This is a genomic window from Clostridiales bacterium, from assembly GCA_017569285.1.
Taxonomy (GTDB): domain Bacteria; phylum Bacillota; class Clostridia; order Christensenellales; family Aristaeellaceae; genus Aristaeella.
In genome coordinates this window covers 290051-309213 of record CP069419.1, presented here as the reverse complement: position 1 = coordinate 309213, position 19163 = coordinate 290051, and the positions used below count along the sequence as shown (strand labels likewise).

Genomic DNA, 19163 nt, shown 5'->3' with positions numbered 1-19163 from the left:
GAATACCTCCGGTCTTACTTTGATTTGAAGCGAAGCTTATTTTCCGTTCCTTTCAGGAGACGCCCGATATTTGCATGATGGCGTGCCACGCAGATGATCGCAAGCAGCACAGACCAGATGATGACATACAGGCGGTATTCGCCCTGGTAAGTCAGGGAAACGAGCACTGAAAATGAAGTCAGAAGGAACATGCTGCCCAGGGAAATATACCGTGTAACGGCAATCAGCGCGATCGTCAGGACAAAGCAAATCAGCGCGGGAACCGGGAAACAGTAAAGCAGCACACCGCAGCTGGCTGCCACACCTTTTCCGCCCCTGAACCGGTAATAAACGGGCCAGTTATGCCCGATAATACAGAACAGGCCGGCTGCCAGGCAGGCCATATGGTCACCGGTCAGCAGCTGGGCAATGAGGCAGGAAAGCACGGATTTCAGGGAATCCCCGGCGAATGTGATCAGGCCGAATTTCCAGCCCATGGTCCGCTGGACATTGCTGGCTCCGGTATTTCCGCTGCCGACCTTCCGGAGATCGGGACCGCCGGCAAACCGGGCGACAATCAGCCCGAATGAAATGGAGCCAAGCAGATAGGCAATTACACAGGAAAGCAGGACGAGCCATGGCTTTTCGGTAAAAACAGCAGGAATCATATACTCATTTTTTCCTTTCGCGCAGGATAAACCGGATGGGTGTACCGGTAAAATCGAATGTTTTCCGGAAATAGTTTTCCAGATAGCGTTCATATGAGAATACCATCAGGGTCTCATCATTCACGAACAGGACGAATGTCGGCGGCTGGGTATCGCACTGGGTGGCATAATAGATTTTCAGCCTGCGGGTTCCCTGAATCGGCGGCTGGAGATCGTTCATTGCGTCATTCAGGACGTCATTCAGTACGCCGGTGGTAATCCGGCGGCAGGATGTCTCATATACGGCCTTCACCGTCTGGAATACCGTGTTGACCCGCTGGCCGGATTTTGCTGAAATACAGAGAACCGGCGCATAGTCCATGAACTTGAGGGCGGAGAGGACTTCCTTCTGGTATTTTTCAAACGTACCGGTTTCCTTCTCGATCAGGTCCCATTTGTTGACGATAATGATGACCCCTTTTCCTTCCTCATGGATGAGGCCGGCAATTTTCGTGTCCTGTTCCGTGACGCCGTCTTCGGCATTGATCATCAGAAGGGCGACATCACAGCGGCGGATCGCAGCGACGGAACGAAGCACGCTGAAATGCTCAAGCGATTCATCTTCCACAGACCGCTTTCTGCGCATACCGGCCGTGTCAATGATGTTGTAGGATGTGCCGTCCTCCGCAGTATAGGGCGTATCAATCGCATCCCGCGTGGTGCCCGGAATATCGGATACCATGGTCCTTTCCTGACCGAGGAGCCGGTTGGTCAGTGAGCTTTTTCCCACATTTGGCCGGCCGACGATTGCGACCTGAATCGGGGAGGATTCATCCGCTGCTTCGCCTGTATCTTCCGGGAACAGGCGGATGATCTCATCCAGCAGATCACCGAAACCCAGCATATTGACGCTGCTGATACCAATCGGGTCGCCGAGTCCCAGTTCATAGAACTCGTACATCTGGTCGTTCAGGCCCATATAGTCGATTTTGTTGACAACCAGCAGTACCGGCTTGCCGGTGCGGCGCAGCAGGTTGGCCACATCACGGTCGTCATCGGTCAGGCCGTCCCGTGCATCGGTAAAAAAGCAGATAACATCCGCCAGATCCATGGCGACCTGTGCCTGGGCACGCATCTGGCTGAGCAGTTCATCATCGCTTTTCGGATCAATACCGCCGGTATCGATCAGCGTGAAGGAATGGCCGAGCCACTCCACATCGGCATGAACCCGGTCACGTGTTACGCCGGGCGTATCCTCCACGATACTGATCCGCCTTCCGGCCATTTTATTGAAAAAGGTAGACTTGCCGACGTTGGGCCGTCCGACAATTGCGACAAGCGGCTTGCTCATGATTCAACCTCCGGTCCGCGAAGCGCGCGGATAAAAGCATCTCCTGTATTGGCAACAACGGTAATGGGTTTTCCGACGAGCTGCCGGACTTCCTCCAGTGTCATATCATCGAGGAACCGGTCTGTCTGCTCCCGCAGCATGGTTCCTGAAATCAGGACGCGGTCAAATGTGTGGGATTTCAGGGCATCCACGAGATCCCGGCCGACGATCAGGCCGGTTACCGTGATGGATTCCCCGAAGAAACGGTTGGGAACGGCAATAACCTCCACGCTGGTGCCGGGCGGTGCGTATCGTTCGGCCAGGTCACGGATAAACGGCTGAGCTGAAACACCGGTCGGGATGATCAGCCGTTCACCGTGAACAGGCTGATCCGCCGAAGCGGCAGAATCAGCGATTTCCTCATCTGCAGCGGATTCACATTCCTTTTCCAGAAGGCGCAGCATTCCGACACCGTTTTCAATCTGCGGATAATCCTCATAGTCATTGTCTTCCGGAAGCGGCTTCCCGGCGATGCAGTAGAACTCATCGGAAGGGAATACGAACCGGGTGCCGAAGTCCCGGAGGTACTGCTCCTGGAAGGACTCACAGAGGCGGATGACTTCTTCTGCCTTTTCCGGGGTAACGCACTGCATGGGGGTCAGGCCTTCCCGGTGACTGGTCATACCGATCGGTACAATCGCAAGCGAGCAGGCAGCCGGGAAGAGGGAAGCAGTATCCTCAATGGTCCGGGCCAGGATATCGCCGTCATTGATACCCGGGCAGAGGACAACCTGTCCGTGAAACTGAATACCATGATCGCGCAGCAGGCGGAGCCGTTCCATCAGGTTACCGGCATGCGGGTTGCGGAGCAGGCGGATCCGGGTTTCCGGATCCGTAGCGTGAATGGAGATAAAGAGAGGGGAAGCCTTTCGCTCAAGAATCCGGACGAACTCCCTGTCATCCACATTGGTCAGGGTGACATAATTTCCCATCATCATGGAGAGACGCCAGTCATCATCCTTGACATACAGCGTATTCCGCATTCCTTTCGGCATCTGGTCAATAAAGCAGAACAGGCAGTGATTACGGCAGCTGCGCGGCTTCAGCGCGACCGTCTCATCCAGGCAGAGTCCGAGCGGTTCCCAGGGGGATTTATAGATGAATACTTGGCGTGGATTTCCCTCAGGGTCAATCAGGTCCAGTGTCAGCCGGGAAGCAGAGGTAAGTGCCTGGTAATCAATCTCGTCGATGATCTTTTCACCGTTGACGGATTCCAGCTTTTCGCCTGCCCTGACACCGGCTTTATCAGCCGGTGAACGGCTGGTCACCGACAGGATTGGTATTGCCAAGAAACTCCCTCCCATTTCCATAACATTCCACAATATATTATGCTGAATCACGCGTTTATTGTCAAGAATGGCACCGGGATGCGATGTTGTAATTTTACGGGGTTAATGATATGATGTATCCATTATCCGGAAGCCGGATAATGGATTTTATGCAGGGTTGAAAGGTGCGGGCAGATGGCACAGGCAGCAGGGGATCTCGGAATCGATCTGGGTACTTCCAACGTCGTGATTTACATGAAAGGACGCGGTGTGATTTTCCGTGAGCCTTCTGTTGTGGCGGTGGACAGGGAGACCAACAATATTATTGCTTTCGGTACGGAAGCTTACCGGATGATCGGAAGGGCGCCTTCCAATGTCAGCATCATCCGGCCGCTGGCCCAGGGTGAAATGATTGACTTTGATCTGACGAATTCCATGCTGCGCTACTATATCACCAATATTACGGGGAAACGTTTCCTTGCCCGTCCGCGCGCTGTGATGGCGGTTCCGTCCGGGGTCAAGGAGATGGAGAAAAAGGCACTGGTATCCGCTATGTTTGATGCCGGGCTTCGGAGGACCCAGCTCCTGGACCGGACGATTGCCGCGGCGCTCGGAGCCCAGCTGAATTTCCTGGGTTCATACGGCAGCCTGGTTGCTGATATGAGCGCGGGAGGCACGGATCTTGCGGTTCTCTGCAACAGTGCGGTGACTGTGATGAGCTCTGTTCCTGTCGGCGGGGATCATTTTGATGATTCGGTAATCCGGTATCTCCGGAAGAAGCATAACCTGCTGATCGGCGAAAGAACAGCGGAACAGGTGAAGATGACTCTCGGCGGTGCTGTCAGGCGCAATCCGAAGGTTGTGATGGATGTGACCGGCCGGAACCTGATTTCCGGCCTTCCGAAAACCCTTGCCATCGATTCGGACGAGATTTATGAAGCGCTTGTGGACAACGTCAATGAACTGATTGAGGGGGTCCAGGTGGTCATCGAACGGACGCCGCCCCAGCTGGTTTCCGATATCTTTGAAGGCGGACTGACGCTCACCGGCGGCGCTTCCGGACTGTACGGTCTGGCAGAACGAATCAGTGACGTGCTGAAAATCCCATGCCATGTGGCGCAGGACGCAAAGGACTGTGTGGTGCTCGGATGCGCCAAGGTGCTGATGAATCCCGCGGGAATGCGCCATCTGCTGGAACGGGGATAAATACCGTAACAGATCTCTGGAAGAGGTTCCGAATCCAAAGAATTCGACTCCCGGAAGCGTTGATTTCCTTCACTTCCGTTTTTTTGTTTACCAAAATCCCACGCTATAGGCGTTGAGTTCGGTTAAGCTTATAGCTATGTGGATTATAAAGAAACTCCTTTTTACTACTTACTATAGTATGGACATACCTTTGTCAAACGGAAAAAACAATGATTTGGAGGGAAAGCCGTGGTTGAGTATGAACGTGAAAAACTCTACAAAGAAGTCTGGGATGAACCAGTTTCGACTGTTGCAAAACGATACGGCGTTTCAGATGTTGCCATTCATAAAATCTGCAAGTTAATGGATATCCCTGTTCCGCCCAGAGGATACTGGGCAAAGAAACGCGCTGGACAGAAAGTAAAAAAGGAACCACTTCCCAAAACGGATAAAAGAACAACTGTAACCAGGTATATTTCTATTGAGAGGAAGGCACCGGCTCCGGAACCGGAATTGATGGATATCCTGTCTGAGGAGGAATATCAGAAGTTGTATTCTGTGGCGGAATCAATTGAGATGCTGCCGGAAGGAAGCAGATATCACAAGACTATTGCAGCATACAAAGCATCAATTGATACCTGGAAGAAAGAATATGGGAAATATGATTATCATCTGGCCAAACACAGAGAGCATCCTGCTCCGGAACTGACGAACACCGTTTCCGATCAGACCCGCCCAAGGGTTTTTTGTATCCTTAATTCACTGGTTAAAAGCACCGCTGAACTGGGGTGCGGCATCACAGAAAAACTGTATATGATTGTCCGCGGTGAAACGGTACCTGTTACTTTCAGCGAAGCAAAGGACAAAAATGATCATGTTTTGACAAAGCAGGAAGAGCGGGAACTGGCAGAATATGAAAGAAAAAGCAAAACATATTCATGGGCGCACAAACCAAATATCCGAAAGTATGATCACGTTTACAACGGAAAATTGACAATGAAAATCAATGATCATTATGTTTTCAGAGATTCAGAATCACGCCAAATAGAAGACAGATTGACAGAAATTCTCTTTGCCCTGTATAAAGCATCGGAGGATGTACGTCTGGAAAGATTACGCCAGGAGGAAGAAGCGAGAAAGGCGGAGGAAGAAAGACAGAGGAAAGAACGCCGCCTGGAGCTGTATAACGCAGAGGTTGATATCACAAACAGCCTTGTCAATGAGGCAAATGACTATGAGATCGCCTGCAGAATCAGACGGTACGTAGAACGTGTTCGCTCCTTAGCTGACTCTTCTGATCAGAAAACCCAGAAATGGATTGATTGGGCAACAGAAAAAGCAGACTGGTTTGATCCGTCCGTTGCTCGCGAAGATCCAGCACTCGGAATACGCAATCATGGATTGCCGCCTGAGAGAAAGAAACTGGAGCATCTGTGGTCAATCTTTTGGCTCAGGTAAAGGCCTTGTTGAAAATGCCCTACAGGTTTTCTCCATAGGGCATATCGCCAACAGTTGCAATCAGATGGAAGCGGCAGGAGGGGAGCGTGAAAGCGTTTGAAATCAGACTTTGGTCTGAATTTACTCCGTGACCTGCATCGATCTGCACATTTCCATTTTCCGAAAGGCTTGTGCAGCAAGGCATTCTGACGAAGAAGGGAACCTCCCTGTGGCGCGGAACGACGATCCGGGCGATCATCGAGAATCCGATCTACAAGGGCATACGGAGATTCGGCGATGAGCGCTCCGAGCCGTTTGAGGAACTGCGGATTGTCGATGACGTGACTTTCGAGAAGTGCATCCAACTGGTGAAAGGCCGAGCTTGCACTCCGGCTCACGCTCCGGACGGGGTAGTTCATACAGATAGCCGCAGCCTGCTCAGCGGATTGCTCTACTGCGCGGACTGCGGTACCAGGCTTTATTTCAGCCATAACACAACGACGAAGAAATTGGCGGACGGAACCAAGCGAAAATACGAAAGGGATATGTACCGGTGCTACCGGAAACTGTCCTCCCGGAAAACCTGCAGAGGCCCCAGCGCCTACAACGCTGAAAGGCTCAATGACGCTGTTGATACCGAGATCCGGAAGCATCTGGCCAGGCTCGGCAGCATCAGCGAGGAAGATCTCCTGAAAGCGGCCTGCAGCCAGAATGCTGATCTGTACGAGGTCGCTTATAGGCAGGCCGAGGAGGAGTTCCAGAAAGCTTCCCGGCAGGTAGCGGCTCTGGAAGAGGAAACGGTCAAGGCGCTCACCGGGGAAAGCCAGCTGGATCTGAGCGTCGTAAACGGAATGCTCCTGAAGCACCGGGCCAAGCTGGAAGAGTGCCAGCGGGCCATGGAGGAAGCCAAGGCAAAGAAGGAAGCGGAAGCGGAAAACAACAAGGCCGCTCAGGCGCAGGTGAAAGAAATGCTGACCTGGGTTGAACGGTACGACAAGGCCAGTGGAAGCCAAGCATATGATCATCGCTGCGCTGGTCGACAGAATCGAGATCGGCGAGAATTACGAAGTCCACATTCAATTCAAGGTTTCTGCGGAGCAGTTCATCCGGCAGACTGCCTGATCGGTCAGGAGAGATGCGGAGCGGGCTGCTCCTTTTTTTGTGGGCATAACCCCTCTGATATCCATATCCATCAGAGCAAATAATTCAAATTGTCAGCCTGTACTTGTGCTGAAAGAAATTGTATTCCTGCTTATATTCCTCATCAGAATTTTTGAGAGCACGCTGGTTTTCGTGTATGTTCATAGTGTTGCCTGCCGAATCAAGGACACATCCCGAAATATTTGAACAATGATCGGACACCCTTTCAAGATTCGACAGAAGATCTGACCACACAAATCCCGCCGCTACGGAACATTCGCCCCTTTGGAGTCGTAAAAAATGACGGGTTCGAAGATCTTCTTTCAGTGTATCAATGACTTCTTCCAAAGGCTCCGTTTTACGTGCAGCTTCAATATCTTCGTTTGAAAATGCAGAAAAAGACAGATTCAGTATTTCTGTTACCGCGGCACATATCGTTCTGTATTCGGCTACGGCATCTTCAGAAAACGCAACATTTTTGCTTGCGATTTCTTCTGCTGACTCCAGAATATTCACTGCATGATCTGCAATTCGTTCATAGTCTCCAATCAGTTTCAAATACTCTGTTGCTTTGACACTTTCCTCATCTCCCAGATGGCGGGAGGTCAGTTTCAAAAGATACGTGCTGATCAAGTCTTCAAGATGATCCGTGTTATCTTCTGCTTCATGGATACGATCTGCAATTACTTTATCATAATTCAGAACGCATGCAGTGCTATCCCGGAATGCCTGGATTGACAATTCTGCCATGTTACCGAGTACCTGCCTGCATTGATTTAAAGCAAGGGCAGGGCTTCCAAGTAAACGCTCATCCAGTTCCTGAATCTTCTCCGTTGTCTTGGCATCAGGAAGAATCCTGCAGACCATATGCTCAAGAACCTGGCTGAACGGAAGCATCAGTAAGGTGCAAAGAATGTTAAATACCGAATGGAAAACCGCGATCCCTATCAGACTGGCAGCCTGTGCAAGAAATACCGGAGCAAAAATTGTTTTTACCAGCCAGAAAACCGTCAGCCATACGGCGGCTCCCATGAAGTTGAAAGCAAAATGAACAAGCGCGGCTCTTTTTGCGTTTCTGGTTGTACCGATTGAAGAAAGTATTGCCGTTATGTAGGTACCGATATTCTGTCCCATAATGATCGGGATGGCCGCACCGTAAGAAACTGCTCCTGTGGAAGCCAGGGCCTGCAGAATACCGACGGAAGCAGAACTCGACTGAATGATCGCTGTAAGGACCGCACCGGCAAGAACGCCTAAAATGGGGTTGGTGAAAGTCAAAAACAGCTGTTGGAATTCCGGTACATTCCGCAGCCCCGAGACGGCGCCGGACATCGTTTCCATTCCAAACATAAGGGTAGCAAATCCAAGCAGGATCATCCCTGTGTCTTTACGCTTACTGTTTTTTGACATCATATAGAATACAATGCCGACTAACGCGAGAATCGGGGTAAAAGAAGATGGTTTGAAAAGGCGTACAAAGAAACTGCTGCTTTCTATTCCGGCAAGACTTAAAATCCATGCGGTTACCGTCGTACCGATATTTGCCCCCATGATCACATTGATGGATTGCCTCAGCGTCATGAGCCCAGAATTGACAAATCCAACTACCATCACAGTAGTTGCAGACGAACTCTGGATAATGGCGGTTACACCAAGTCCCGTCATGAGTCCGGCAAACTTATTCGCTGTAATACGCTCTAAAAGCGTTTTCAGTTTATTGCCAGCGCGTCGTTCAAGTGCCTGACCCATCAAAGTCATACCGAACAGGAACAGACATAAGCCGCCAATCAGGTTCAACGCATTAAATAAATCCATAATCATTCTCCACTCTGTTTCTTGTTACAGATCCAGAATAGAGATTCAATGTCAAAATCATTATCTCGCCTTAGTAAAATTCGTGTAAAGCGAAGGCTAAAAAAACGCAGGGGCCTGGTAACCCCTGCAAGATTCTCTGCACTATATCAACTGCTGTTCGTTAATCATCAACTTGAATTGAAGCCCAAGCTTTTCAGCTGCTTTCCTGCATAAAATCATACGCTGCATGAATATTTCAAAATAGTCCATCACAGAACCATAACGGGTATCAACGGAAAGCTTCAGTTTGATGATTGTATGTGCTTCATTGATTTTAAGCTCTGCTTTTTTGACTGAATAATTCACACGATCATGAATATCGAAAGTCGATATGTCCTGATTTCGTACACGGTTTCGCCGCACATCGCTTTTGTCAGCAAGTATTAAAGCAGCTGCAAGCGGACTGACCGGAGTGCCTGTTCCTTCATCATGATTCCCGATTGCAGTAACAATCAATCCTACTTCCTCAGGAGGGAAGTCAAGATGATCCAGTATTCGGAAGGCAATAATGGCTCCGGATTGACTGTGTTCTTCACGATTGACGAGATTCCCGATATCATGAAGATAGCCCGCTATTTTTGCAAGCTCAACAAGCCGTTTGTCGTAACCGAGAGTCTGCAAAATATAGCCTGCTTTTTCTGCCACTATCGTTACATGCGCAAAACTGTGCTCAGTATATCCCAGGGCAGAAAGTGACATATCTGCCTGGCGGATATAAGTATTGATTTCTTCATTATCTCTTATTTCCTGATACGTCACAGCTTAATCTCCTCTGGATGGTTCGGTATCGTAACGATAAACTCTGACCCTTCCCCAACTGCGCTTTTCACTTCAATTCCTCCGTTATGAATCATAACCGCGTGTTTAACGATAGACAGGCCAAGACCTGTTCCGCCAACCTCTTTGCTGCGGCTCTTATCCACACGATAAAAACGCTCAAAAATACGTTTCTGATCCGCTTCAGGAATGCCTATTCCTGTATCTTTTACCGACAGTACGGTGCTATGCTCTTTTTGCGCAACCGTAACAATTACATTGCCTCCGGTATGGTTATACTTGATCGCATTATCACAAAGGTTATACACAATGCTGTACAGCAACTGTGGGATTGCTTTTACGGTCGCACTTTCTCCACCAATATCAATCGTAATATCCATCTCAGAAGCAGCAGCCTCCAGAGAATCGACAGCATTTTCTGCAATACGATACAGATCGCAGTCCTCCCACTTCATATCAACATCGCCACTGTCCAGCTTTGTCAGATCAATAATATCTTCGATCAGTTTCGTCATCCGCAGCGATTCTGCGTGAATCTTTTCGGCAAACGGCTTGATATCCTCCTCTTTTACCAACCCGGTTTCAATAAGCTCCGCATAGCCAGATATGGCATGGAGCGGTGTTTTCAGCTCATGTGACACGTTTGCACTGAACTCCTGCCGAATCCGGGCCGCTTTTTCGATCTCTTCCTGATCCTGTCTTAACTGTGCCTGCTGCACTGAAATATGGTGAAGCAGCGGCTCAATTTCTTTATAAGCTTCCTGCCCATAGTACTGGTTTGGATGTTCCAGATCGATTTCATTAATGGGCTTGACGATCTTTTTGGCGATCCGGGACGCCAGAATAAATGAAAGGATCAATGCGGCAAGGATGACAAAACATATCGGTTGAGCAAAGCCGAGGAGAAGGCTCCATACAGAAAGCTGAGCGATTGACATACGGAAAACCGACCCGTCAGGAAGTCTTTTAGCAGCATAGTACTGCTGATCTGCCAGGGTATAGGAATGTCTGGTAGATTCTCCGAATCCCTCCTTCAGGGCCTGCTGGATCTCCGGTCGTTCCAGATGATTCTGCATCGATGCTGTATCTGCTTCGTTATCAAACAGAACAGTTCCATCCGTGCTGACCCAGGTGATGCGATAGTTTTCTATGTTCAATTTGTCAAGATAGTCCATTCCGGACATGGCAACACCCTGTGCCGCCAATTCAGTCTGATTGCGCAGCAGATTTCTCTGTAAGGACGAAAAATAGTTGTATAGTGTTCCCATAATCAGCAACAGCGAGGCAAGGAAAACCGAGATGGCAACGATCCAGATTGCCTTAAATATCTTACTGCTCATTTTCTTCCTCCAACTTGTACCCAACCCCTCGAACGGTCCGGATATAGTCTCCCGCTTTCTCCAGCTTTGTCCTTAAAGTCCCGATATGAACATCCACTGTTCTTGTTTCACCTGCAAAACCAACGCCCCATACACTGGATAGTATATTGTCTCTTGTAAAGACTCTGCCGGGGCTTTCCATAAACAGCTTCAGAAGTTCATATTCCTTCAATGTGAGCAAAACCGCCTTCCCGTCAATGGTAACAGAGTGCCTGTTTTCATCGAGGACGATCATCCCATATGAAAGAATCACAGACTGTCTGTTGCCTGCCCTGCGAAGAACTGCTTTGATACGGGAAACCATTTCCATCATTCCAAACGGCTTAGCAAGATAATCATCCGCACCGGAATCGAGGCCGATCACTTTGTCATATTCACTGTCCTTTGCCGTAGCCATAATAACGGGAATATCTGTCGTTACAGGAGAGGAGCGCAGTTTACGGAGGATCGTTAGCCCATCTTCCCCGGGCAGCATCACATCCAGAATAATAAGTTCCGGCCTTTGCTCTTTCATGGCTGCCCAAAAGACAACATCGTTCTCAAAGCCTTGCGCATCGAATCCGGACACTTGCAGCGTGTAGACCATCAGATCCCGAATGGCGCTTTCATCTTCAACACAATAAATCATAGGAAAACCTCCTCTGTCACTCTTAAGCATAGTTTTATATTGTAAGTCCTGCAACCTCTGTATTGTAAAATCGGCGTAAAGTTATTTAGATCCTTTATCCTTTAGCCGTATATTTTTGCAGGACTATGCCTTTGTTAAAAAGATGATTATCCTTCTCACCGCTTTATGCTGTTTCTACAATTTATCTATGGCTGCTTGCAACCACGCCGTTCACACGTACGCAGGCGCTAAAGGCAGACCGATTGCGGGCAAAAAAGCCATACCGAATCCACCACAAAAGCTACTATACAATATGGTACTTTTGTGAGTGAGCACACTGTATACGCAACAGCCGTGTACCCCGGGGTACACTTTACCGGAAATGGACAAAAAGAAAGAAGCCCTTGATCTACAAGGGCTTCAGAGTGGTGGTGACAGTTGGACTCGAACCAACGACCCCATCGATGTGAACGATGTGCACTGGGCTACCGGTCAAGTTGTCAAACTGAAATGTGGACGTGAACACACCTGAAAAGCCTTTAAAATAAAGGCTTTTTCTATTTTCGGAGGTGTTCAATGAAAAGGTGTTCAGGGGTGTTCAGGGGGTGTTCACGGGCCAGGAGTGTAAAATACTCCCCATAGAATGGACAGATGAATTTAACCCGATCCCGGTTTGTGGACAGATAAAATAGCCGAAATCCTCAAAAATGGACAAGACTATTAACACAGAGTCCTCATACCTGGACAATGGAAATAGCACACTAACAAGAAAAGCAATGCAGAATGCTTGCTGGACAAAGGATGGAGGTGATATACCAAACGAAAGGAAGGATAGTTGACAATGGCTAGAGATTCAAAGTTTACAGAGGAAGAGATATCTATTGTAAAGAGTTCTAAGATTAGCCCCCTGTATTCATTTACGGTTTCATTATATACATTCTTCTTGTCAATACATACATCGCCATAAGTGATTGCTGCTTAAACCCAAAGATGACGAAAACCCGCAGAGCAGATTGTGATAAGCTCTGCGGGTTTTCACATGACACTCGAAGGGCAATTATTTACCCCGATTTATCCATACCGTTCATCTCAAAAAGGGAAGGGAACGGTACAGGATCATATGTATTCCCTTTGGCGACTCTCGGACAAGATTATATTCCGAGAAATATTTTGGTCTCTGAATGCGGAGACGCATCCTGTTTTTGATGAAGAATTTTTGTTCTAGAGGATGCCTTTATTTCCTGTGAGATTTTTCAATGCGGTTCGTGATTTCCTCCCCCGCCACGGCGTCGGCCAGGCCGATGCCGTACAGGTAGGCCGTGCATTTTCTGGCGTCCCGTTTATCCAGCAGTGTTTTAAAGGTATAGTCTTTTTCATCCCAGGGAAATTCATCCCGGAAATGAGCTTCCAGTTGTTCCGGGCTGTCCGAATAATTATCCCGGGTTTTCCGGAAGGATTCATCCAGGTAATACCCGCTATCCAGAACGATGATCAAATCCGGGCCCATCAGAAGGTTGGCGCTTATCATTTCCTCCCGCCTTGTGGCGGAAGTGCAGATAATCACGGTATCGCAGGCGTTAAGATGAATCATATCCTCCGTGTCATCCACTTTCGTTTTTCCGTTAACCAGCAGGAAATCCCCGATGTTCTTGTCGACGTTCCTTTTGCTTCCGCGGATTACGATTCCCAAGGGAGAGAAGCGCTCGCAGATTCCGATGCAGTTCGCTAGGTTCGTGCGGCCTGTCCCGATGAATCCCACGTTTTTCGGTTTTTTTCGCATCAGCTGTTCCATCGCGAAAACCGTCATCAGGGAACAGCGGTATCTCGTCAGCGCCAGATCCCTGTATTCGTGTTCACTTCCATCCCGCTCCCGAATATCAAGAATTTCCTCTGTTTTTCCGTTTACGTCATTTGTGTAGATTTTCTTCAGACTGCTGACGCCGTCGATCGTCAGCCCCCGAAGAAATCCCGTAGAAGCAGTCACGATGCCCGCCGCGTCCCGCTCGTCCACTTCCACATCTTTGATTGGACACATCTCCGTGTCGTATTTTCCCCCGAAGGCACGGATGTAATTTTCCCGCATCATCTTCAGTGAGTCAATAAAAAATCGATTCATAAGGCTGCCTCTCAAGAGTGTGAATCAGAATAAAAGGCCAACCGGACGGTCTTTCGATTCCGCTGAATCATTATACTTCTTTTCTCTGAAAAGGAAAGAAGGAAATATATTCCTCAGAGGTCAATTGCAAAAGGAAGTTTTGATTTGTCGACAGTTCTTTGAATTCAAAGTTAAGTGGTTTTTCAGATCCCGAGTTGTCGAACCGATGTTCCTAACCAGTATTCTGCCATCTTTCCCGAATCTCCTGCAATCAAAGTGAAACTTTATGGCTGAAACCCTGCGCGAACTGGTAGTCGCGCTGTCGCTGGACTCCAGCAATTTCTCGCGCAATATGCGCACCATCAACCAGCAGATCAAGGAAGCCGAGCCCACCTTCCGTCTGGCCGGGGCTGGCGTTGAAAACTATGAAAAGACCATCGCGGGCACGGAAGCCAAGCTGTCCATGCTGGGCAACAAGCTCACCCAGCAGCAGCGGGCTGGACGTCATGTTTTCATGACGGAAAGCCGCTGGCATTCTTCTGTTGATGAATGCCAGCGGCGAAAATTTTCTGAAAAAATCACCAGGATATGCTATCATTGGAACCGGGAACCATTGTTAGGCATAAACAGACAACCTTGACTTCCGGTTAAGGAGGAGCGCCATCATGAATGCGACAGGCACAATGCTGATAGATCTTGTTCTTCTGTTTTTCATTTATTCTCTTACGGGATGGTGTATTGAGGTTTGTCTAAAATATATCCAGTATCACCGTTTTATCAACCGTGGATTCCTTACAGGGCCGATCTGCCCTATCTATGGAACCGGGGCAGTACTGATCACCGTTGCGGTACACCTCTTGACTCCCTTTGAAGAAGCCTTTGGTACAACCTTTGTCATATCATTTCTATTGTGCGGTGGAGTAGAGTATTTTACAAGCTGGTATTTGGAGAAACGCTTTCATGCCCGTTGGTGGGATTATAGTCAAAAGCCCATGAATCTGCATGGTCGGGTATGGATAGGAAATTTGATTCTGTTTGGATTGGGTGGTGTTGCGATCGTCCATTTCTTTAATCCGGTACTTTTTACAATACTGGATAGGATTGCTCTGCTGACAAAAGAAATTGCAGTTGGAGTGCTGGCCGCGGTCTGTGCTTCGGACTATGCCATGACTCACTTTATCCTGAAACTGGTGAAAACGAGCGTTGAGTGTAGTCAGGCAGACAATACAGAGGAAATAAGTTTGGAGATCAGACGTACGCTCACAGATAAATCTGTTTTTTATCGCCGCTTTGCTGAAGCCTATCCAGACGTGATTTATAGGACTGACCGCATAAAGGCGCGGTTGGCTGAAATAAAAGCAGAGACAGAAATGCTTAAGAAGGAGGCAGAACAAAGAGCACAGGACCTGACGAAAAAGGTTGGGCAAATCGCTGAGCCAACAGCTTTGGTTAAAGCCAGTCTGATTGAGCGACAGGGAAATTTGATTGCATTGTTATACGATGAAAAAACGGCGAACGAGGAAGTAAAAGCTCTGAAAGCAACAATAGATGCGGATCTGGAAAGGCTGGAGAACAGACCCATTACTAAGATCGAGAATATTATAAGGAAATAGAAGCATCAATCAGTAACAATATTTGCATTATATAATTAATACGCTTTCTTTTATAGAAAAAGGGCTCACCATGTTTCCATGATGAGCCATGCGGTTGGTTTAGCTTGCTTGGGATGAGAGCCCATTATCCTTCAATCGCGATCAGCTTCTTTTCAGGAAGCTTTTTCTCGTTTTTCTTCGGGATGTTCAAGCTCAGCACACCATGCTCCAGCTTTGCGGTGATATCTTCCTCCGTAAGCGCATCGCCCACATAGAAGCTCCGCTGCAGCGTTCCGTCGTAACGCTCCTGACGTATGGTCTTGCCCTTCTTCGTCTTATCCTTCTCGACCTCTTTCGTGGCCGTGATGGTCAGATAACCATTCTCAAGACTCAACTGAATCTGATCCTTCTGGAAGCCGGGCAGGTCAATGTCCACTTCGTAATGGTCATCATGCTCATGCACATCGGTCTTCATCTCACGGGCAAAGTGCCTGCCGTAGAGCTGACGATCCATGTTCCGGAAAGACGGGAAATCAAACCAATCATCGAACAAATTCTCAGCAAAAATACTCGGCATCAACATAACTCTTACCTCCTTGGGTGTTGGGCCGCTATGGCAGCCACGCCATGTTGATTTTGAGCATTGGGACGGTGGTTTATTGGATCGCTGTTCCTTTGTTCAGCACATATTATAGTCATATTGTTAGCACTGTCAAGAGGTGAGTGCTAATTTTTTAATTTTTTTCTCTTTTCTATGTGGCAACCTTAGAGTGCCATCGTGCTACGACAAATGCCAGCTATTTCAGCTTTTTGATCGAGAATATCGCCAACGCGATGGAAAAGACGATCCCGGCTACAGCCAGCAGGGGCACTCCGTTGGGTAGAATCGGCTTGAAATCGGTGGTGCAAAGAATGCAGGATCCGATGAACAGTACCAAAGCCACCAGCGTCAGTACGGTGTACCGCAGGAAGTGGAAGATCCGGTTTAGGGGTTCCTCATAGCCGGACAACTCGAAGCGCACCTTCGTCTTTCCCTTCACCATACCCTCCAGAACTTCAGAAGCGAGGAGAGGGATTCTTGCTGCCTTTTTACCCGCCTTGACCAGTTCCTGCCCTTTCTCAAAAAGCTCACGCGGAATGTTCATATTCTGCCGCGCACGCTCCTTCAGCTTATCATAAAGCATATCGAATATGTTCAGGTCAGGGCAAAGCTGCTCAATGACGCCTTCCAGGGTGGTGAGGGAGCGGGCGAGCATGGTGAACCTGCCAGGCATAGAAACGTGGTTTTTGGCAGCCAAGCTCATCACTTCGTCGAACACCTCGATCGCATTGATGTCGCTGACGCTCTTCACATTCATATACTTCTGGATGAACATTTCTGCATCCCGGGTAAGCATAGTGCGGTCGGTTTTCTCCGAAGCAGCGCCCATACCCATGACCGCGTTGACCAAAGAGTCAGCATCCTGGATCAACAGCGCCTTGACCGCGTCTTGGATTAAATCGATATCCTTGTCCGTGACGTGCCCGATCATCCCGAAGTCGATCCAATAGGGCTTGCCATGGCTGACCAGGATGTTGCCCTGATGCGGATCGGCGTGGAATGTGCCTACGTCCAGCACCTGATGCAGGTAACTGTCCACAATCACGCGCCCGATCTCATCCAGATCGCAACCATCCGCAGTCAATTTTTCCGTGTTGGCGACAGAGCAGCCATCGATATAGGTCATGGTAAAGATGCGTTCGGTGGTCAGCTCATCGATGACGGTTGGGCAGGAGATCAGTTCTTCGTCATCAATGCACTTCTCCCTAAAAAGACGTGTGTTTTCTGCCTCCACGCGGAAATCAAGTTCAGCTTTGGTAACACGTTCAACCTCTCTGATCACCGATTTGAAGTCGATGACCTGTTCGTCGGAATCTTCCTCGACGATGTTCACCAGGTCAACAAGCTTGTTGAGAAGCACGAAGTCTTTTCGCATCATGTCGGCGATCAAAGGGCGCTGTATCTTGGTAACGACTCGGGTACCATCCTTGAGGACACCATAATGGACCTGTGCGATCGATGCGGATCCCAGTGGTTCATCCCGAAACTCAGAATAGATTTCGTCGATTTTTTTGCCGGTTTCCTGCTCGATGACGGCTTTGGCCACAGCCGGGTCCAGAGGCTTTACGCTATCACGCAGCTTTGCCAGTTCCCTGCAATACCCGACAGGCAGAAGATCAACCCGGCTGGACATGATCTGGCCGATCTTTACATAGGTTGGCCCAAGATCTTCCAGGGTCGTCCGAAGCTCCTGCGGTGTAAAACCGTTGGCGTAGAAATTATGCCTGGCAAAGATAGCGATCATTTCGGTGGAGCGGTGCTTCTCGCGCTTCTGAAACGCATTGATCTCACTTTCAAGGAGCCGCTTCAGTTCCGCACTCATTTCCTCCGTACTATGTTTGATCTGTTCTTTTTCAGTTTCAAGCTTGTCCACCATTTTTTGCGCTTTATCGTTCAGAGGCATCTTCCGCACTCTCCTTCCCGTTTTTGAACGGCCACACCCAAATGAGCCTAAGCGTGCTCACAAAAGCGGAAAACAGGAGCGCGCCACCGATGATCCTCATGAGTAAGGTCGGGGAATCCCACCAGGGATTCAAAAAGATCAATACACCCAAAGCCATAAGCACAATGGCAAATATGATCAGCATCCACCAACCCTTCCGATTGGAGCGGCGGGCAAACAACAGAGCATTCAACAGCGTAAACAGGCTATCTTGCACCAGCACGAATCCGAACAGCCAGCCCAAGGCTTTCAGAAGATCCTGATTGTAAATGAGTATGAAGACGCCGAGAATAGCGATGAATAATGCGCCGGTAAAAATGATGTAGTGAATCAAGGCTTTTTTGCTTACAATGAATTCAAGCATCTCCACGAGCGCAAAGATAATCATCCCATAGCCCACGGTCACAACGAGGGTATTCACATAGCTTTCGGGGCAGATCAGCATGACCACACCGAGAGCCATCATGAGAATTGCAGCCAGTATCGACTGCCGCTTGAGTTTATCCAATGATTGAAACAACATACAGCAGTGCTCCTTATTTAATCAGTTTATGAAGGATTCCTCCTCGTGTGTTGATCACTTTGGCAGCCATGCCATGTTAATTTAAGCATTGGAACAGTGCTTTATTGGATTTCTGTTCCTTTGTTCAACATATATTATCATAGCACTGCTACTAGGTGAGTGTTTATTATTTTTTGAAATTTTTTCCTATTAGGCATACGAAACTCGAAAGAAAAACTGCTCGTTAATTGCTTATGTTTCTGGTGAAAAAAACGGAAGTTGGCTAAAGCATCACGATGGATGTGAACGAAATGCTTCCAAGGGTACGCAGTTTTCAGGTGAACTGCGTACCCTTTTTGCGTACCCCTCTGACAAAAAAGTGCGTACTCCTGACTTCGAAAAGTGCGTACCCTTGAGGGGTACGCAAAAAAATCCGGTAAGCGTTGAACTTGAACGCCTACCGGATTCGTGGTGGTGACAGTTGGACTCGAACCAACGACCCCATCGATGTGAACGATGTGCTCTACCGACTGAGCCATGCCACCACGCTTTTGGTCTATACAAGCTACCACTTCGGACTACCGACTGAGCCATGCCACCACGTGTCGGTTTGAAGTTCCTACCAAGGTGTCCTACCGACTGAGCCATGCCACCACGCTTTTGGTCTATACAAGCTACCACTTCGGACTACCGACTGAGCCATGCCACCACGCTTTTGGTCTATACAAGCTACCACTTCGGACTACCGACTGAGCCATGCCACCACGT

At 48.7% G+C, this 19163-nt stretch carries 16 protein-coding genes and 1 tRNA gene; 5 read left to right on the top strand and 12 right to left on the bottom strand.

Features of this window, described 5'->3' with window-relative positions:
• Nucleotides 1-14: 14 nt before the first annotated feature.
• From plsY to JNO48_01420, 3 genes are read right to left on the bottom strand one after another with little or no spacing between them, the layout of a single operon-like run.
• The gene (gene plsY / locus JNO48_01430; GenBank protein QTE68599.1) at nt 15-647 is read right to left on the bottom strand and encodes a glycerol-3-phosphate 1-O-acyltransferase PlsY; all 633 of its coding nucleotides are present in this window, start codon (nt 645-647) and stop codon (nt 15-17) included.
• Nucleotides 648-651: 4 nt separating this feature from the next.
• Entirely contained in the window at nt 652-1977 is a 1326-nt protein-coding gene (der, locus tag JNO48_01425) for a ribosome biogenesis GTPase Der (protein QTE68598.1), read from the bottom strand.
• On the bottom strand, nt 1974-3305 hold the full coding sequence (locus tag JNO48_01420; protein ID QTE68597.1) for a DUF512 domain-containing protein: 1332 nt from the start codon (nt 3303-3305) through the stop codon (nt 1974-1976). The genes der and JNO48_01420 overlap by 4 nt, the downstream gene beginning before the upstream one ends.
• Nucleotides 3306-3479: 174 nt before the next feature.
• Here JNO48_01420 and JNO48_01415 point away from each other — a divergent pair, with 174 nt between their 5' ends.
• From JNO48_01415 to JNO48_01405, 3 genes are all read left to right on the top strand, one after another.
• On the top strand, nt 3480-4490 hold the full coding sequence (locus tag JNO48_01415; GenBank protein QTE68596.1) for a rod shape-determining protein: 1011 nt from the start codon (nt 3480-3482) through the stop codon (nt 4488-4490).
• 228 nt (nt 4491-4718) lie between these two features.
• Nucleotides 4719-5927, top strand: a complete 1209-nt coding sequence (locus tag JNO48_01410; protein QTE68595.1) for a hypothetical protein — start codon at nt 4719-4721, stop codon at nt 5925-5927.
• A gap of 170 nt (nt 5928-6097) precedes the next feature.
• A complete protein-coding gene (locus JNO48_01405) occupies nt 6098-7111 on the top strand; it encodes a recombinase zinc beta ribbon domain-containing protein (GenBank protein ID QTE68594.1) in 1014 nt (337 codons plus the stop codon).
• Between the two features lies 1 nt (nt 7112).
• Here JNO48_01405 and JNO48_01400 read toward each other — a convergent pair whose 3' ends face one another.
• The 5 genes from JNO48_01400 to JNO48_01380 form a co-directional block, all read right to left on the bottom strand.
• Nucleotides 7113-8861 carry a Na/Pi cotransporter family protein gene (locus JNO48_01400; protein QTE68593.1) on the bottom strand — a complete coding sequence of 583 codons (1749 nt, stop codon included), beginning with the start codon at nt 8859-8861 and terminating at the stop codon, nt 7113-7115.
• A gap of 141 nt (nt 8862-9002) precedes the next feature.
• On the bottom strand, nt 9003-9599 hold the full coding sequence (locus tag JNO48_01395) for an HD domain-containing protein (GenBank protein ID QTE69653.1): 597 nt from the start codon (nt 9597-9599) through the stop codon (nt 9003-9005).
• A gap of 56 nt (nt 9600-9655) precedes the next feature.
• Complete coding sequence (locus JNO48_01390; protein ID QTE68592.1) at nt 9656-11017, bottom strand: PAS domain-containing sensor histidine kinase; 1362 nt, start codon at nt 11015-11017, stop codon at nt 9656-9658.
• A complete protein-coding gene (locus JNO48_01385) occupies nt 11007-11684 on the bottom strand; it encodes a response regulator transcription factor (protein QTE68591.1) in 678 nt (225 codons plus the stop codon). Before JNO48_01385 ends, JNO48_01390 begins: the two co-directional genes overlap by 11 nt.
• A gap of 1213 nt (nt 11685-12897) precedes the next feature.
• Entirely contained in the window at nt 12898-13779 is an 882-nt protein-coding gene (locus tag JNO48_01380) for a hypothetical protein (GenBank protein QTE68590.1), read from the bottom strand.
• Nucleotides 13780-14044: 265 nt separating this feature from the next.
• On the opposite strand from JNO48_01380, the gene JNO48_01375 reads away from it, so the two are divergent.
• Both JNO48_01375 and JNO48_01370 read left to right on the top strand, forming a co-directional pair.
• The gene (locus JNO48_01375; GenBank protein ID QTE68589.1) at nt 14045-14398 is read left to right on the top strand and encodes a hypothetical protein; all 354 of its coding nucleotides are present in this window, start codon (nt 14045-14047) and stop codon (nt 14396-14398) included.
• Between the two features lie 43 nt (nt 14399-14441).
• Nucleotides 14442-15371 carry a hypothetical protein gene (locus JNO48_01370; protein QTE69652.1) on the top strand — a complete coding sequence of 310 codons (930 nt, stop codon included), beginning with the start codon at nt 14442-14444 and terminating at the stop codon, nt 15369-15371.
• Between the two features lie 124 nt (nt 15372-15495).
• On the opposite strand, the gene JNO48_01365 is transcribed toward JNO48_01370, so the two are convergent.
• From JNO48_01365 to JNO48_01350, 4 genes are all read right to left on the bottom strand, one after another.
• Entirely contained in the window at nt 15496-15933 is a 438-nt protein-coding gene (locus tag JNO48_01365; GenBank protein QTE68588.1) for an Hsp20/alpha crystallin family protein, read from the bottom strand.
• Between the two features lie 214 nt (nt 15934-16147).
• Nucleotides 16148-17854, bottom strand: a complete 1707-nt coding sequence (locus tag JNO48_01360) for an AarF/ABC1/UbiB kinase family protein (GenBank protein ID QTE68587.1) — start codon at nt 17852-17854, stop codon at nt 16148-16150.
• Nucleotides 17838-18416, bottom strand: coding sequence for a DUF308 domain-containing protein (locus tag JNO48_01355; protein ID QTE68586.1), 579 nt, complete (start codon nt 18414-18416; stop codon nt 17838-17840). Before JNO48_01355 ends, JNO48_01360 begins: the two co-directional genes overlap by 17 nt.
• Before the next feature lie 448 nt (nt 18417-18864).
• Nucleotides 18865-18940, bottom strand: a tRNA-Val gene (locus JNO48_01350).
• Between the last annotated feature and the right edge of the window lie 223 nt (nt 18941-19163).

Excerpts from the sequence above, each read along its gene's own strand:
- JNO48_01400 (QTE68593.1), bottom strand. The coding sequence starts at position 8,861 with ATGGATTTATTTAATGCGTTGAACCTGATTGGCGGCTTATGTCTGTTC.
- JNO48_01360 (QTE68587.1), bottom strand. The coding sequence starts at position 17,854 with ATGCCTCTGAACGATAAAGCGCAAAAAATGGTGGACAAGCTTGAAACT.
- JNO48_01355 (QTE68586.1), bottom strand. The coding sequence starts at position 18,416 with ATGTTGTTTCAATCATTGGATAAACTCAAGCGGCAGTCGATACTGGCT.
- JNO48_01365 (QTE68588.1), bottom strand. The coding sequence starts at position 15,933 with ATGTTGATGCCGAGTATTTTTGCTGAGAATTTGTTCGATGATTGGTTT.
- der (QTE68598.1), bottom strand. The coding sequence starts at position 1,977 with ATGAGCAAGCCGCTTGTCGCAATTGTCGGACGGCCCAACGTCGGCAAG.
- plsY (QTE68599.1), bottom strand. The coding sequence starts at position 647 with ATGATTCCTGCTGTTTTTACCGAAAAGCCATGGCTCGTCCTGCTTTCC.
- JNO48_01375 (QTE68589.1), top strand. The coding sequence starts at position 14,045 with ATGGCTGAAACCCTGCGCGAACTGGTAGTCGCGCTGTCGCTGGACTCC.
- JNO48_01390 (QTE68592.1), bottom strand. The coding sequence starts at position 11,017 with ATGAGCAGTAAGATATTTAAGGCAATCTGGATCGTTGCCATCTCGGTT.
- JNO48_01415 (QTE68596.1), top strand. The coding sequence starts at position 3,480 with ATGGCACAGGCAGCAGGGGATCTCGGAATCGATCTGGGTACTTCCAAC.
- JNO48_01370 (QTE69652.1), top strand. The coding sequence starts at position 14,442 with ATGCTGATAGATCTTGTTCTTCTGTTTTTCATTTATTCTCTTACGGGA.
- JNO48_01385 (QTE68591.1), bottom strand. The coding sequence starts at position 11,684 with ATGATTTATTGTGTTGAAGATGAAAGCGCCATTCGGGATCTGATGGTC.
- JNO48_01380 (QTE68590.1), bottom strand. The coding sequence starts at position 13,779 with ATGAATCGATTTTTTATTGACTCACTGAAGATGATGCGGGAAAATTAC.
- JNO48_01395 (QTE69653.1), bottom strand. The coding sequence starts at position 9,599 with ATGTCACTTTCTGCCCTGGGATATACTGAGCACAGTTTTGCGCATGTA.